This window comes from Streptomyces sp. SID8374 (assembly GCF_009865135.1).
Taxonomy (GTDB): Bacteria; Actinomycetota; Actinomycetes; order Streptomycetales; family Streptomycetaceae; genus Streptomyces.
This window is the reverse complement of the sequence record NZ_WWGH01000001.1, coordinates 1,733,264-1,747,558: the sequence shown is the minus strand read 5'-3', so window position 1 is coordinate 1,747,558 and position 14,295 is coordinate 1,733,264. Positions and strand designations below refer to the sequence as shown.

Sequence of the window (14,295 nt, the reverse complement as noted above, 5' to 3'; positions counted from 1 at the left end):
GTCGCGCGGACATCGGCGCTGCACAAGGCGGCGCTGCACAAGGCGGCGCGGACGACGGCGCGACGGCGAGCGGCGCTGACACCGGCGCGGCCCACGGTGGTGCCGACCGCTGCCCGGCGGACCCCTGCGCCGCGCCGGGCGACGGGGCGGCCGACCCGGAGCCCCGCCGCGGCCGCCCCCGCTCCGCCGCCGCCGAACGCGCGATCCTGGACGCCGTCATCGCCCTCCTGGAGGCCGGCGAACCCCTGGCCGGCCTCTCCATCGAACGCATCGCCCGTACGGCGGGCGTCGGCAAGGCCACGATCTACCGCCGCTGGACGGGAAAGGAAGAGCTCTTCGTCGACGTCGTACGGGACATGGAACCCGTCGACCCGCCCGTCTCCGGCACCGAAGGCCTCGCCGACCTGCGCATCATGCTGGAGTCCCTGCGCACCCGGGGCCTCGCCCAGCGCTCCTCGGTGCTGCTGCACAACATCTTCGCCCAGATGAAGAGCCACCCCAAGCTCTGGGACGAGTACTTCGGCACGGTGATCGCCCCCCGCCGCGCCGCCGTACTGGCGGCCGTACGCCGGGCCGTCGCCGCCGGAGAGCTGCGCGACGACCTCGACGTGGAGCTGATCGACGACCTCTTCGTCGGCGCGGTGCTCGTCCGTACCGTCCACCGCCCCGACGCCCCCCTCCCCGACGACCTCGTCGACCGCATCATCACGACGCTGCTCCAGGGCCTGGCCCCGGCGGCGGCCGCGTCCTCGGCGGGGCGCGCCTGACGCGCCGGAGCCGGGCCGAGTGTGATCGTTCTGTCACAAGCCCCCACCGGCCGGGCCCGGACCGGAACCTCCCGTCCCGCTCCGCTCGTCCTGCTCACGGAGAGCCGTCGGCGGCAAGAGAGAAGTCGACGGCGGGAAAGACGCCACCCATCACCTAGGGTCGAGGGGCGCGGCGATGTGTACGGCAAGGCAGTGAGGACGACGCGATGGTGCAGGCGTACGGGGCGGACACGGGCAACGGCAGCGCGGAGCGGCCGCAGCCCGAAGGAAACCGCTTCCGGAGCCTGCTGAACAGAGCGGCCCGGGACCGGGGGATCTGGCGGCGCGGGATCGTGCTGGCCCTCTGCTCGGTGGTGCTGACCCTGGTGATGGTCGTCCACGCGCGGATCCCGAACCGGGTCGGCAACCTCGGCAGCCTCATCGAGACGTTCCTGCCGTGGATAGCGCTGTTCATCCCCCTCCTGCTGCTTCTGGCCCTGCTGCGGCGCTCCGCCACCGCGCTGATCGCCCTGCTGCTCCCCGCCGTGGTCTGGCTCAACATGTTCGGCGGCCTGATCACCGACAAGTCCGGCACCGGCGGCGACCTCACCGTCGCCACCCACAACGTCAACGCCGGCAACCCCGACCCCGCGGGCACCGCCCAGCAGGTCGCGGGCTCCGGCGCCGATGTGGTGGCCCTCCAGGAGCTGCCGGGCGGGGCGGTGTCCACGTACGAGAAGTCGCTGGCCGCCCGCTACCCGTACCACTCGGTCCAGGGCACCGTCGGCCTGTGGAGCAAGTACCCGCTCAGCAACACCAGGCCGGTCGACATCAAGATGGGCTGGACCCGGGCCATGCGCTCCACGGTCAAGGCGCCGCAGGGCGAGGTCGCGGTGTACGTCGCCCACCTCCCGTCGGTCCGGGTCAAGCTGCACGCCGGGTTCACCGCCAACCAGCGCGACAACAGCGCCGACGCCCTCGGCGAGGCCATCGCCGACGAACCGGTCAAGCGCGTCGTCCTGCTCGGCGACCTCAACGGCACGATGAACGACCGCTCGCTGAACGCGGTCACCTCCCAGATGCGCTCCACCCAGGGCGCGGCGGGCGACGGCTTCGGCTTCAGCTGGCCCGCCTCGTTCCCGATGGCCCGGATCGACCAGATCATGGTCAAGGGCGTGGAGCCGAAGTCCTCGTGGACCCTGGCGGCGACGGACAGCGACCACCTGCCGATAGCGGCCCGAGTGGAGCTGTGACAGCGATCAGGCAACCGGCCGTTCACCTCCCGGCATAAAACGTCTGCGACAATTTGTTCCAGTCGCATACATAAAGAAGACTGAGCCGTCGCCTCGGCATGGATGCCGAGGCGACGGTTCTTCGTTCTGCTGCCCCCCGCCCCGAGATTGCGAAGGTTTCCCATGCCCCTGGCCCTGCTCGCCCTGGCCGTGAGCGCCTTCGGCATAGGCACGACCGAGTTCGTCATGATGGGCCTGCTGCCCAACGTGGCGGACGACCTCGGAACCTCCGTGCCGACCGCCGGCTACCTCGTATCGGCGTACGCGATCGGCGTCGTCCTGGGTGCACCGCTGCTCACCGGTCTCGGCTCCCGCGTCCCGCGCAAGAAGATGCTGCTGCTCCTGATGGCGCTGTTCACCGTCGGCAACCTCGCCTCGGCGCTCGCCCCCGACTTCGGCTGGCTGCTCGCGGGCCGCGTCCTCGCCGGGCTCCCGCACGGCGCGTTCTTCGGCGTCGGAGCGGTCGTGGCCGCCCGGCTGGTCGCCGAGGGCCGGCAGGCGCGGGCGGTGGCGACGATGTTCCTCGGCCTGACGGTCGCCAACATCGTCGGCGTACCCGCCGCGACCCTGCTCGGCCAGCACCTCGGCTGGCGGGCCACCTTCCTGGTCGTCGCGGTGATCGGCCTGACCGCGATGGCGGCCCTGGCCCGCCTGGTGCCCACGATTCCGGTCGAGGCCCACCAGGACGTACGCCGCGAACTCCGCGCCCTCGGCAACCGTCAGGTGCTCCTCGGCCTGCTCACGGCGGTCTTCGGCTTCGCCGGGGTCTTCGCCGTGTACTCGTATCTCTCGGCGATGACCACGGAGGCGATGGGCTTCGGCGAGTCCTCGGTCACCATCGTCCTGGCCCTCTTCGGCATCGGCATGACCCTGGGCGCCCTGGCGGCGGGTCCCCTCACGGACCGCGCCCTGCGCCCGACCTTGTACGGCTCGCTCGGCGCGCTGGCGGTGGTCCTGGTGGCGTTCCCGTTCACGGTGCACGTGCAGTGGGCGGCGCTGGTGATGGTGGTGCTGCTGGGCGGCGTCGGCTTCATGACGACGACCCCGCTCCAGATGCTGGTCATGAACAAGGCGAAGGACGCCCCGACCCTGGCCTCCGCCTCCAACCACTCGGCCTTCAACCTGGCCAACGCGGGCGGCGCCTGGCTGGGCGGCGTGGCGATCGCGGCCGGCTGGGGCTGGACGTCCCCGGCGTTCGTGGGCGCGGTCCTGGCGGTGCTGGGCCTGGCGATAGCGGCAACGGCGGGCTACCTGGACAGGGGCCAGGGAAAGGCGTCGAGGGTGGTGGCGTCCCACCAAGCCCGTCCGGCGTTCGAGGACGGAACCGTTGCGCCGGATGAGCCCGGGGTCAGGTAGGCCCCGGGCTGGTCGGCCTATCCCAGCCCGACCGGCACGGCTTCCAGCCCGACCGGCACCCCTTCCAGCCCGTCCGGCGTTTGAGGACGGAAGCCTTACGCCGGATGAGCCCGCAGCCGCATAGACCCCGGGCCCGTCGGCCCATCCCAGCCCGTCCGGCGCTTGAGGACAAAGGCGGCCACCGGACGCCCCCGGTGACCGCCCCCCGCTAAGACGACTCGCGCCACCGATTCGTGATCGGCAACCGCCGATCCTTCCCGAACCCCTTCGGCGAAATCTTCGTCCCCGGCGGATACTGCCGCCGCTTGTACTCGGCGGTATCCACCATCCGCAACGTCTTCGCCACCAGCCCCGCCTCGAACCCGGCCGCCACGATGGCATCGAGACCCTGATCCCGGTCCACGTACAGCTCCAGGATCGCGTCCAGCACGTCGTAGTCCGGCAGCGAGTCCGTGTCGACCTGCCCCGGCCGCAGCTCCGCACTCGGCGGCTTGGTGATCGAGGCCTCGGGGATCGGCGGCGTCTGCCCCCGCTCCTCCGCCGCCCGGTTGCGCCACTTCGCCAGCCGGAACACCGACGACTTGTACACGTCCTTGATCGGCCCGTACGCGCCCACCGCGTCCCCGTACAGCGTCGAGTAACCGACCGCCAGCTCCGACTTGTTGCCGGGCGCCAGCACGATCTGCCCCTCCTGGTTGGAGATGGCCATCAGCGTCGTACCGCGCAGCCGCGCCTGGAGGTTCTCCTCCGCCAGCCCGGTGAGCCCCAGCGACGCCATGTACGCGTCGAACATCGGCGCGATCGGCACCGTACGGAAGTTGAGCCCGGTCCGCCGCGCCAGCTCGGCCGCGTCGCCCTTGGAGTGGTCCGAGGAGTACTTGGACGGCATGGACACGCCGTACACGTTCTGCGCCCCCACCGCATCGCACGCGATGGCCGCGCACAGCGCCGAGTCGATGCCCCCGGAGAGCCCGAGCAGCACACTGCTGAAACCGTTCTTCGCAGCGTACGCACGCAGCCCCACGACCAGCGCCGAGTAGACCTCCTCGTCGTCGTCCAGCCGTTCCGCGTACCCGCCCGCGAGCTCCGGCTCGTACGCGTCGACCGGCCGGTCGGACAGCACCACATGGTCGATGCGCAGCCCGTCGTCCACGACCCCCGAGGGCGCCACGGCCGCCGCGGCGGGCAGCTCCAGATCGAGGATCACGCTGCCCTCGGAGAACTGCGGGGCGCGGGCGATGACCTCGCCCTCCTTGTCGACGACGATCGAGTCCCCGTCGAAGACCAGCTCGTCCTGCCCGCCGATCATCGCCAGGTACGCGGTCGTGCAGCCGGCCTCCTGGGCCCGCTTGCGGACCAGGTCGAGGCGCGTGTCGTCCTTGTCCCGCTCGTACGGCGAGGCGTTGATCGACAGCAGCAGCCCGGCCCCGGCCGACCGGGCGGCCGGGACGCGCCCGCCGTCCTGCCAGAGGTCCTCGCAGATCGCGAGGGCCACATCGATGCCGTGGACCCGTACGACGGGCATCGAGTCGCCCGGCACGAAGTACCGGAACTCGTCGAACACCCCGTAGTTCGGCAGGTGGTGCTTGGCGAAGTTGAGCGCGATACCGCCCCGGTGCAGCACAGCCGCCGCGTTACGCGGGGACCCGGCGGGCTGCCCGTACCGCGCGGCGGCGTGCTCGGAGCGGTCGAGGTAGCCGACGACGACCGGCAGCTCGCCGAAGCCCTCCGCGTCGAGGCGGGCGGCCAGCGCGCGCAGCGCCTGCCGTGAGGCCTCGACGAAGGACGACCGCAGGGCCAGGTCCTCGACGGGGTATCCGGTCAGCACCATCTCGGGGAACGCCACGAGGTGGGCGCCCTGCTCGGCGGCGTGCCGGGTCCAGTGGACGATCGCCTCGGAGTTGCCGGCGAGGTCGCCGACGGTCGAGTCGATCTGATTCAGTGCGAGGCGTAGTTGAGGCACGTCCGCCAGTGTAATCGTCTTTCTGACGCGATGTCCCGGCGGCCCGGGCAAAATCTGCCCGGGCCCACCGAAACCGCAGGTGGGAGCAGCTACCAGCCCCGACCCGCTGGGGCCCTGGGGCTCAGATCCGGTACCCGAGGACCGTCATCATCCCGGCCTCCGCGTGATAGACGTTGTGGCAGTGGACCATCCACAGCCCCGGGTTGTCGGCGTCGAACTCCACGGTCAGCGACCGGTGCGGCAGGACGATCGCGGTGTCCTTACGGGCCCCGGCGGCGTTCCCGCCCAGCGCGAACGTGTGCCCGTGCAGATGTAGCGGGTGCCACATGGCCGTCCCGTTGTCGAAGACGACCCGCACCCGCTCGCCCGCCTCCACCGGCCGCCGCTGCTCCGCGTCGTACGGCTGCCCGTCGAAGGCCCAGTCGTAGTCGGCCATCCCACCGGTGAGCCGCATCCGGATGGTCCGGTCCGGCGCACGCCCGGCCAACGCCACCGACGGATCCGGCACCAGCCGCCCCGCCTCCACCAGCTCCCCGTCCAGTTCCCCGGGCCGTACGGAGGCGCCGGGCGCCGCACCGCTCCCGGTCCGCAGCACGGCGAGGGCGGCCGCCTCCTTCCCCTCCGCCAGGGCGACGAGCGGGAAGGCCCCGTCCCCGGCGGTCACGAGGACGTCGTACCGCTCGCCCATCCCCAGCAGCAGCGCGTCCCCCTGGGCGTGCCGGACGGGGAAGCCGTCGGTGTGGGTGACGGTCAGCCGGTGCCCGCCGAGCGCGACCCGGAAGGCGGTGTCGCCCCCGGCGTTGATGATCCGCAGCCGGATACGGTCACCGGCCCGCGCCCGGAACACCTCCGGATCGTCCGCCACCCGCCCGTTGACCAGGTAGTACGGATAGGCGACATCACCGGCATCCCCACCGAGCAGCTCACTGCGCGCGCCCATCATCATCCGCGACGGCCCACCACCGTCCGGATCGTCCTCACCGGAACCGGAACCGGACATGGAGTGCGCGCCATGATCCATCCCGCCGCCGTCCGCCATCCCCCCGGACAGCTCCTTCAGCACGGCATCGGGCGTCGACCCCGCCACCCCGTCCACCCAGTCGTCGAGGACGACGACCCACTCCTTGTCGTACGCCAACGGCTCCTTCGGGTCCTCCACGATCAGCGGCGCGTACAGCCCCCGGTCCTGCTGGACGCCGGAGTGCGGGTGGAACCAGTACGTCCCCGGATGCGGGACCGCGAACCGGTACCGGAAGTCGGCCCCCGGCGCGACGTTCCGCTGGGTGAGCCCGGGAACCCCGTCCATGTCGTTGCGCAGGGCGAGGCCGTGCCAGTGCATCGAGGTGGGTTGCGGAAGGTGGTTGGCCAGGGTGAGGTCGAGGGTGTCCCCGGCGCTCACCCGCACCTCACGCCCGGGCAGCCGGTCCCCGTAGGCCCAGGAGGCGACGGTGGTGGAGCCGCCCAGATCGAGCCGGGTACGGGTGGCGGTGAGGGAGACCTTGCGTACGGGGCCGGAGCCGCGCGCCTTCTCGGCCGCCGCGACCTCCTTGCCGCCGGGGGAGACGTACGTACCGGAGTCCTGGGCGCCACCGGGGGCGTGGGAGCCGCCGTGGCCGCTGCCGCCGTCGGAGCAGGCGGCGAGGGCTCCCGTACCGGCGACGGCGAGAGCGGCGCCGAGTACGGCGCGTCGGGTGGGTCGGTGCATGGGCATGCTGAAGACACCTCTGGAGTGCTGTGGTTCGGGTGAAGGGGCGGAGGTGAGACGCCCACTCCTAAATACGCAGCACCGAGACGCTGGCGAGCACCGATATCGGGGGCGGCGGATTGGGCCGCAGCACCCGCAGAAGTCCCGCACCCACCGGCGTACCGAGGGGCCGCCCGTCCGCGCGCAGCCCGAGCAGCCAGGCACCGACGAGGGCGAGCCCCCAGGCGCCGAGGACGGCGAGGCAGACGGAGAGCGGATCCATGCCGCTCATGGGGGAGTGGTCGGGGGAGGGGTGCGAGGAATGCGCCGCATCGGAGGCGGCTTCAGCCATGGGCACGGCCGCGGGCGCCGAAGGCGAGGAGGGGGCATGCTCAGCCGGATGCCCGACGGTATGCATGGTGACGATGCCGAAGAGCAGCGCGGCGAGCAGCAGGAGCTGCCCGTACATCACGCTCCCGCTCCGGACCCCGCCGACCGTGCCAGCCATGCCGCCCACCCTACCCCCGGTGGGTATACGGACGAACGGCGGCCCGGCACCCCAGGGGCACCGGGCCACTCACGGACATCGGCTTTCTCAGCTGCGGGAGTAGACCTTCTCCGCCCAGGCCGCGATCTGCTCCTCCGTGAGGTGCTGCGCGAGATCGGCCTCACTGATCATGCCGACGAGCTTCTTGTTCTCGACGACGGGGAGCCGGCGGATGCGGTGGTTCTGCATCTCCTCCAGGACCGCGTTCACATCGGCGTCCGCCTCGATCCAGCGGGGCGTGCCCTGGGCGAGGTCGCCCGCGGTCACCTTCGACGGGTCGTGGCCCTTGGCCACACAGCCGACGACGATGTCCCGGTCGGTGATGATGCCGACCATCCGGTCCGAGTCACCGTTGGCGGAGACGGGCAGCGCGCCCACGTTGTGCTCACGCATCAGCTGCGCCGCACGGTCGAGGGTCTCGTGGGCGGGGATCCAGCGGGCCCCGCTGTGCATGATGTCTTTGGCGGTCGTCATGGGGGATTTCCTCCTGCGTGCCGATGGCACTGCCGTACGGCCCCGAGCGCAACCCATCGTCATCGGCCCGCCCGCCCCGCGCGACCGCAATCACCCGTTCGGGTGCGCCGGTACGGGGCCGAGGGCTGACGCGGACCCTGATCAGGTACGGGGCTTCGCCCCACGCGCGGCCAGCATGTCGCGCATGAGCCCCAACTCCGACTGCTGCCCTTCCACCATGCCCCGGGCGAGCCGCTTCTCCGCCTCCACGGCACAGAGCGACGCGCACGCCCCGGCCATGGAGACGCCGCCCTTGTGGTGATCGGTCATCAACTGGAGGAAGAAGACCTCGGCCTGCTTCCCGTTGAGGCCCCCGAGCCGCTTGAGCTCGTCCTTGGTGGCCATCCCCGGCATGAGCCCGCCGCCACCGCCGCCCCCATGCCCGGCCACATGACCGCCGTGCCCGTCCTCATCCCCCATCCACGCCATGGGCCCGGCTCCATCCGGGGCGGCCTTGGGCAGCTCCCACAGGTCGAGCCAGCCGAGCAGCATGCCGCGCTGGTTGGCCTGGGTGTTGGCGATGTCGTAGGCGAGACGGCGTACGTCCTCGTCGTCCGTACGGTCGCGGACGATGAAGGACATCTCCACGGCCTGCTGGTGGTGGACGGCCATGTCCCGGGCGAACCCGGCATCGGCGGAATCGACGGCGGGAACACCGCTCTCCCCGTCCCCGCGCGCGGAGGCGAAGGCGGCGGCCCCGGCGAGGACCAGAGCGAGAACCACGGCACCCCCGGCCACCCACCGCACACGACGGGTCCGGCCCCGCCCCTCGCTGTCGGCGGTCACTGAGGCACCGTCTCCAGCCCGCCGGTGCAGGGGGCGCCGGGCTCGGGGGTCTGCGGCCCCTGGACGTACTGCGCGAGGAACTGGTCCACGCGCCGGTCGTCGGCACTGTCCACCGTGACCTGCTTGCCCCAGGCGCTGAGCACGATGGCGCCTTCCTGGTCGGCGTACGGGCTCATGAGGGTGAACGGGGTGCTCCGGACCCGCTCGGCGAGCTCGGCCACCTCCCCATCGGCGGCCTTGGTGCTGTACGTGACCCAGACGGCGCCGTGCTCCAGGGAGTGGACCGCGTTGACGTTCGGGACGGCCTTTTCGTATACGTCGCCGTCGCAGTTGAGCCAGGACGGATGGTGGTCGCCGCCGACGGGAGGCGTCATCGGATAGTCCACGTCGCCGGCGGAGTGGTTGCGTCCGAGCTCAGCGGCATCCCAGGACTTGAGCCCCGCGATGGCCCCACCGGTACCGCCGCTGTCTCTGCCGGACGGCTTGTCGTCCTGCCCGGAGGAACCGCTGCTCCGGTTCTCCTTGGCCTCGGACGTCTCCAGCACCATGTACGTACCGAAGACGGCCAGACCGGCCACGACGGCGCCGCTGAGCCCTATGGCGATGGCCCGGTTACGGGCGGACCGGGCACCGTCGGAGGGCTGCTGGGGCGGGGTGGCGTACAGGGGATCGCTGGGGCCGAAACTCATGGCGTCGAGTCCTTCTGCGAAGGGGCGGGAGGGGGGAAGGCCGGTCCGGCGGCCGACGCGCGCAGGCGGGCGGGAGAGCCGCCACGGCCCCCGCACGCCACGGTCGCCGATCGTAGTGGGTGGCCGAGTGCTCTCTCTCACACCGTGTGCGTAATCTGGGGGAAATCCCGGGTCGCGATACTGAAGTGTCCCCCTACCCCGGGCGGTGGTGCACGGACCGTCTGAACTGCAAGGATGTGGCAATGGACAAGCAGCAGGAATTCGTCCTCAGGACCCTTGAGGAGCGCGACATCCGCTTCGTGCGGCTGTGGTTCACCGACGTCCTCGGGTTCCTCAAGTCCGTCGCCGTGGCCCCGGCCGAGCTGGAGCAGGCCTTCGACGAGGGCATCGGCTTCGACGGCTCGGCGATCGAGGGCTTCGCCCGGGTGTACGAATCGGACATGATCGCCAAGCCGGACCCGGGCACCTTCCAGATCCTGCCCTGGCGCGCGGAGGCCCCCGGCACCGCGCGGATGTTCTGCGACATCCTGATGCCGGACGGCTCCCCGTCCTTCGCGGACCCGCGCTACGTGCTGAAGCGCATCCTGGCGAAGACGTCGGACCTCGGCTTCACGTTCTACACGCACCCCGAGATCGAGTTCTTCCTCCTGAAGAACAAGCCGGTCGACGGCACCCGCCCGACCCCGGCGGACAGCTCGGGCTACTTCGACCACACCCCGCAGAACGTGGGCATGGACTTCCGCCGCCAGGCAATCACGATGCTCGAATCGATGGGCATCTCGGTCGAGTTCAGCCACCACGAGGGCGCCCCCGGCCAGCAGGAGATCGACCTCCGTTACGCGGACGCGCTCTCCACGGCGGACAACATCATGACGTTCCGTCTGGTGATGAAGCAGGTGGCGCTGGAGCAGGGCGTGCAGGCCACGTTCATGCCCAAGCCCTTCTCGGAGTACCCGGGTTCGGGCATGCACACCCACCTCTCCCTCTTCGAGGGCGACCGCAACGCGTTCTACGAGTCGGGCGCGGAGTACCAGCTCTCCAAGGTGGGCCGCTCCTTCATCGCGGGCCTTCTGACGCACGCGGCGGAGATCTCCGCCGTCACCAACCAGTGGGTCAACTCCTACAAGCGCATCTGGGGCGGCTCCTCCCGCGCCGCCGGAGCGGGCGGCGAGGCCCCCTCGTACATCTGCTGGGGCCACAACAACCGCTCCGCCCTGATCCGCGTCCCGATGTACAAGCCCGGCAAGACCGGCTCGGCCCGCGTCGAGGTCCGCTCCATCGACTCCGGCGCCAACCCGTACCTCACCTACGCGGTCCTCCTCGCCGCAGGCCTCAAGGGCATCGAGGAGGGCTACGAACTCCCGGCCGGCGCCGACGACGACGTCTGGGCCCTCTCCGACGCGGAACGCCGAGCCATGGGCATCGAACCGCTCCCGCAGAACCTGGGCGAGGCGATCTCCCTGATGGAGAAGAGCGAACTGGTCGCCGAAACGCTGGGCGAGCACGTCTTCGACTTCTTCCTCCGCAACAAGAAGCAGGAGTGGGAGGAGTACCGCAGCGAGGTCACGGCCTTCGAGCTGAAGAACCTGCTGCCGGTGCTGTAGGAGACCGGCCGGCGGCGCAGAGCTCGCATGAACGGCTTCGGGCCCCGACGGTATGCGCCGTCGGGGCCCGAAGCCGTTGAGGCGAGAGCCAGGGCCCGGGTCGACACGGCGGTGCCTCCGGTGGGGGCATACGCGTACCCGGTCGTCTGTCCTGGCGCTCGTGACGTTGCGCGGACCGTCGGCTGTAGGCTGCGCCGGTAGCCGCGACCACCCGAGGAACGTCATGGAGTGCTCACCAACGACACTCAACCGTCTGGGGAACAGCGGCCTCGGAGCCGTTCCGGCGGTTGCCGGCATCGCGTACGCGGTGCAAGCCGACCGCGGCGTGCTGCGGCTCGCGGCAGGTCTGGCCGTGATCGCGTTCTCCGTGCTGGCAGTGCGGGGATACCGGCTCGGTGTGACGTGTGAGCACTCACGGATGATGGTCCGTGGCTATCTGCGCACGCGGGTGATCGACCGGGAGCGCATCTCGGAGATTACGGACTTTCCCGCAGTGAGGTGGACGGCTCGCACCGGACGTCAGCGATGGACCCCGCTCATGGCGCTCAGGACGAGTCCCGGCGAATTCTCTTCAATCCGCCGTCATAAGGAACGTGCTGTCGGCGGGCTGCGACGGTGGGCACGGCGAGGGCACGGCTGACGAGGTCGTGCCAAGAGCGCCAGGTCGCGGCGCACGGGCTTGGTGAGCGAGACGCCCCCCCCGCCGCTGCGGTCGTGGGCGCAGGAGTGGGCCGACGACATCGCCGGATGTTCCCGGAGGAGGCCTCACCCGAAGGGTGGTGGACGGGGCCCGCGCCCGTCGTGAGCCGGAGCGGATCCGAGGCGCGCTACACCGGGGGTGTTCCTGGTGGTGAAGGTGCCGGTGGTGGGTTGGGGAGCGGTGGGCCCGGGTCGGGTGGGGGCGGGCCCGGGTTGCCTCGGTGTTTGCCATCCGGCCGGACCTTGCGGGCCGGCAGGCCGTAGATCCCGAACGGCGGGAACAGGTCCACGCGGCGCGGGTAGTCGCCCGCCGCGCACTCCTCGCAGAGCAGGTCACGGCCGGTCTCCGTGTGGCGGGCCGCCGTGACCGGGGCGGTCCAGCAGGCCTCGCAGGTGCGGACGTCCGTCGGGGACAGGGCGATCATCGGTGCCTCCCGGGCGGGGCCAGGAGTAAGGCGTGAGGGGCGGGCGTGCGCATGTGGTGCCTCCGTCTCTCTGGGGGAGTGGGCGAGCTGTGCCGGTCGGCAGGGGGCGCCCTTATGCGCGCGTCTCGCGCCAGGTGCGGACGAGCTTGGCCGCGGTGGAGCAGACCGCTCCGGCTCGGCAGGTTCCGCACGTCGTCGTGTGGGCGAGCAGGTCGCGGTAGGCCGCGTCGGGGAAATCGGTCGTGGTCACGGTCGCCTCTCTGCTGATCTCGGCCCAGACGAATTCGGCGGTGCGGGTGAGGGTGTGCCCGAAGTGGTCGGCCGTGGCCAGGGCGGCGAGTACCGCCGTGTGCTCGGCCTCGGTGAGTTCGGTGGGGAGGTCCGCTTCGACGCGGATGCCGGCCTCGGTGTCGGCTACGCGCGGCTCGGTGCCGATGGCGGCGGTGAGCATGCCGGTCAGTGCCGCTGCCCGCGCTTGTGCTGAGCGCACACTTCTCCCCTGGTGAAGTCGATGTCACTCCATGTAATGCTGAGTGCTCAGCTTCAACCTGATGGGTTAGCTTTGTCAATATCGAGCCCTGAACGCCGCACCCTCACGGAGCCGCCGAAATGCCTCGCGATACCCCGTACTTGCAGGTGGCCGACAAGATCCGTACCCGGGTGCTGTCGGGTGAATGGGCCGTCGGTGACAAGCTGCCGTCCCGCGCCCGGTTCGCCGAGGAGTACGGCGTCGGCCACTCCGTCGCCCAGCGGGCCATGGAACGTCTGATCATCGAGGGCATCCTCGAAGGCCGTGCCGGTTCCGGTACGTACGTCCGCAAAGCCCGCCAGCGCCTCAGGATGGTCCGCTCACGCCTCCGTCAGGAGCGGACCGGCTCCCCGTTCCGCGCCGGCCTGAAGGACCACGGCGGCGATGGCACCTGGGAGTGCAACAGCCGGGCGCGGGTTCCCGCCACGGAGGACATCGCCGCCCGGCTGGCGATCGAGCCCGGCGACCTCTGCGTCATGACCCACTACGAGTTCCTCGCGGACGGTCAGCCGGCGCAACTCGCCACGAGCTGGGAGCCGATGGCCATCACCGGCGGTACGGAGGTGCTGCTCCCGGAGATGGGGCCGCGGGGCAAGATCGGCGTGGTCGCCCGTATGCGCTCCATCAACGTGAACATCTCCACCGCCCTCGAAATGCCACGACCGGCCCGCGCCACGCGCGAGCAGGCCAACTTCCTCAACATCTCCGTGGGCGACCTGGTCACACAACTGGAGCGCATCTACTTCGACTCGGAGGGCCGTCCGGTCGAGACCGCCGACATCATCGTCCCGGACATCCGCTGGGAGATCGCGTACGAGATCGACGTCGACGACTCCCGGTTCTGAGTACGGCCTGGTCCTGAGGGCGGCTTCCGCGCAACGGTGCGGTGAGCCGCCTTCGGGCCGTCAGGCCGTGATGACCGACGGGCCCGTGAAGTCGGTGGCCAGCGTGTCCATCAGAATCTCGTCGCAGACCGTTCCGAGCCAGTAGCCCGCCTCCCGCAGGGTTCCGGCGGTCCGGAAGCCGGCTTTCTCGTAGGCACGCCGCCCTGCCTTGTTGGGGGCCAGGACCTTCAGCCAGACCATGCGCAGGTTGGTGATGTGGAACGCGTAGTCCAACACCAGCCGGGTGGCGGCCGTGCCCAGGCCGCGTCCGCGTGCCTCGGGGGCCAGCATCACGACGTACTCCGCCGTGCGGACGGACGGGTCGGGCAGCAGCGTCGCCACCCCGGCCGGGACCGGGACGCCGGTGGCGAGGTCGTGCACCGTGAAGCGGATGTTGTCCCCGCGCAGTTGATGGGCCATGCCCTCCGTGCGCGCCTCCAGGGACTCCGGCTGCTGGCGTCCGTAGCCGACCAGGAGCGCGGGGTCCTGCTCCCAGCGCCAGTACGTCTCCACCAGGTCCGCCCGGTAGGGGCCGAGCGCGCAGGTTTCTGTGCCGAGCCAGAGGATGGGGTCGGAGT

14 protein-coding genes are annotated in these 14,295 nt (G+C 71.0%); 5 read left to right on the top strand and 9 right to left on the bottom strand.

Annotated elements, in window-relative coordinates; translation table 11 throughout:
- Nucleotides 1–11 precede the first annotated feature (11 nt).
- From GTY67_RS07810 to GTY67_RS07800, 3 genes are all read left to right on the top strand, one after another.
- Nucleotides 12–767 (top strand): TetR/AcrR family transcriptional regulator, encoded by a 756-nt coding sequence (locus GTY67_RS07810; protein WP_161279984.1) that lies wholly within the window; start codon nt 12–14, stop codon nt 765–767.
- 206 nt (nt 768–973) lie between these two features.
- Nucleotides 974–1,999, top strand: a complete 1,026-nt coding sequence (locus GTY67_RS07805) for an endonuclease/exonuclease/phosphatase family protein (protein ID WP_093691838.1) — start codon at nt 974–976, stop codon at nt 1,997–1,999.
- Nucleotides 2,000–2,161: 162 nt separating this feature from the next.
- On the top strand, nt 2,162–3,394 hold the full coding sequence (locus GTY67_RS07800; RefSeq protein ID WP_161278194.1) for an MFS transporter: 1,233 nt from the start codon (nt 2,162–2,164) through the stop codon (nt 3,392–3,394).
- 208 nt (nt 3,395–3,602) lie between these two features.
- On the opposite strand, the gene GTY67_RS07795 is transcribed toward GTY67_RS07800, so the two are convergent.
- From GTY67_RS07795 to GTY67_RS07770, 6 genes are all read right to left on the bottom strand, one after another.
- A complete protein-coding gene (locus GTY67_RS07795) occupies nt 3,603–5,357 on the bottom strand; it encodes an NAD+ synthase (RefSeq protein ID WP_161278193.1) in 1,755 nt (584 codons plus the stop codon).
- Between the two features lie 121 nt (nt 5,358–5,478).
- Nucleotides 5,479–7,068 (bottom strand): multicopper oxidase family protein, encoded by a 1,590-nt coding sequence (locus GTY67_RS07790; RefSeq protein ID WP_161278192.1) that lies wholly within the window; start codon nt 7,066–7,068, stop codon nt 5,479–5,481.
- A 61-nt stretch (nt 7,069–7,129) separates the two neighbouring features.
- Nucleotides 7,130–7,549: a DUF6153 family protein gene (locus GTY67_RS07785; RefSeq protein WP_161278191.1), complete on the bottom strand. Its 420-nt coding sequence runs from the start codon at nt 7,547–7,549 to the stop codon at nt 7,130–7,132.
- A gap of 87 nt (nt 7,550–7,636) precedes the next feature.
- A complete protein-coding gene (locus tag GTY67_RS07780) occupies nt 7,637–8,062 on the bottom strand; it encodes a CBS domain-containing protein (protein ID WP_030564417.1) in 426 nt (141 codons plus the stop codon).
- A gap of 141 nt (nt 8,063–8,203) precedes the next feature.
- Complete coding sequence (locus GTY67_RS07775) at nt 8,204–8,887, bottom strand: DUF305 domain-containing protein (RefSeq protein WP_161278190.1); 684 nt, start codon at nt 8,885–8,887, stop codon at nt 8,204–8,206.
- The gene (locus GTY67_RS07770; protein WP_161278189.1) at nt 8,884–9,576 is read right to left on the bottom strand and encodes a DUF3105 domain-containing protein; all 693 of its coding nucleotides are present in this window, start codon (nt 9,574–9,576) and stop codon (nt 8,884–8,886) included. The genes GTY67_RS07775 and GTY67_RS07770 overlap by 4 nt, the downstream gene beginning before the upstream one ends.
- 242 nt (nt 9,577–9,818) lie before the next feature.
- On the opposite strand from GTY67_RS07770, the gene glnA reads away from it, so the two are divergent.
- On the top strand, nt 9,819–11,180 hold the full coding sequence (gene glnA, locus GTY67_RS07765) for a type I glutamate--ammonia ligase (RefSeq protein ID WP_003969536.1): 1,362 nt from the start codon (nt 9,819–9,821) through the stop codon (nt 11,178–11,180).
- A gap of 827 nt (nt 11,181–12,007) precedes the next feature.
- On the opposite strand, the gene GTY67_RS07760 is transcribed toward glnA, so the two are convergent.
- Nucleotides 12,008–12,304 (bottom strand): hypothetical protein, encoded by a 297-nt coding sequence (locus tag GTY67_RS07760; protein WP_093691820.1) that lies wholly within the window; start codon nt 12,302–12,304, stop codon nt 12,008–12,010.
- 112 nt (nt 12,305–12,416) lie between these two features.
- Nucleotides 12,417–12,755 (bottom strand): hypothetical protein, encoded by a 339-nt coding sequence (locus GTY67_RS07755; RefSeq protein ID WP_161279983.1) that lies wholly within the window; start codon nt 12,753–12,755, stop codon nt 12,417–12,419.
- A 158-nt stretch (nt 12,756–12,913) separates the two neighbouring features.
- On the opposite strand from GTY67_RS07755, the gene GTY67_RS07750 reads away from it, so the two are divergent.
- Nucleotides 12,914–13,678 (top strand): GntR family transcriptional regulator, encoded by a 765-nt coding sequence (locus tag GTY67_RS07750; RefSeq protein WP_093691816.1) that lies wholly within the window; start codon nt 12,914–12,916, stop codon nt 13,676–13,678.
- Nucleotides 13,679–13,738: 60 nt separating this feature from the next.
- On the opposite strand, the gene GTY67_RS07745 is transcribed toward GTY67_RS07750, so the two are convergent.
- Nucleotides 13,739–14,284 (bottom strand): GNAT family protein, encoded by a 546-nt coding sequence (locus tag GTY67_RS07745; RefSeq protein ID WP_161279982.1) that lies wholly within the window; start codon nt 14,282–14,284, stop codon nt 13,739–13,741.
- Nucleotides 14,285–14,295 lie beyond the last annotated feature (11 nt).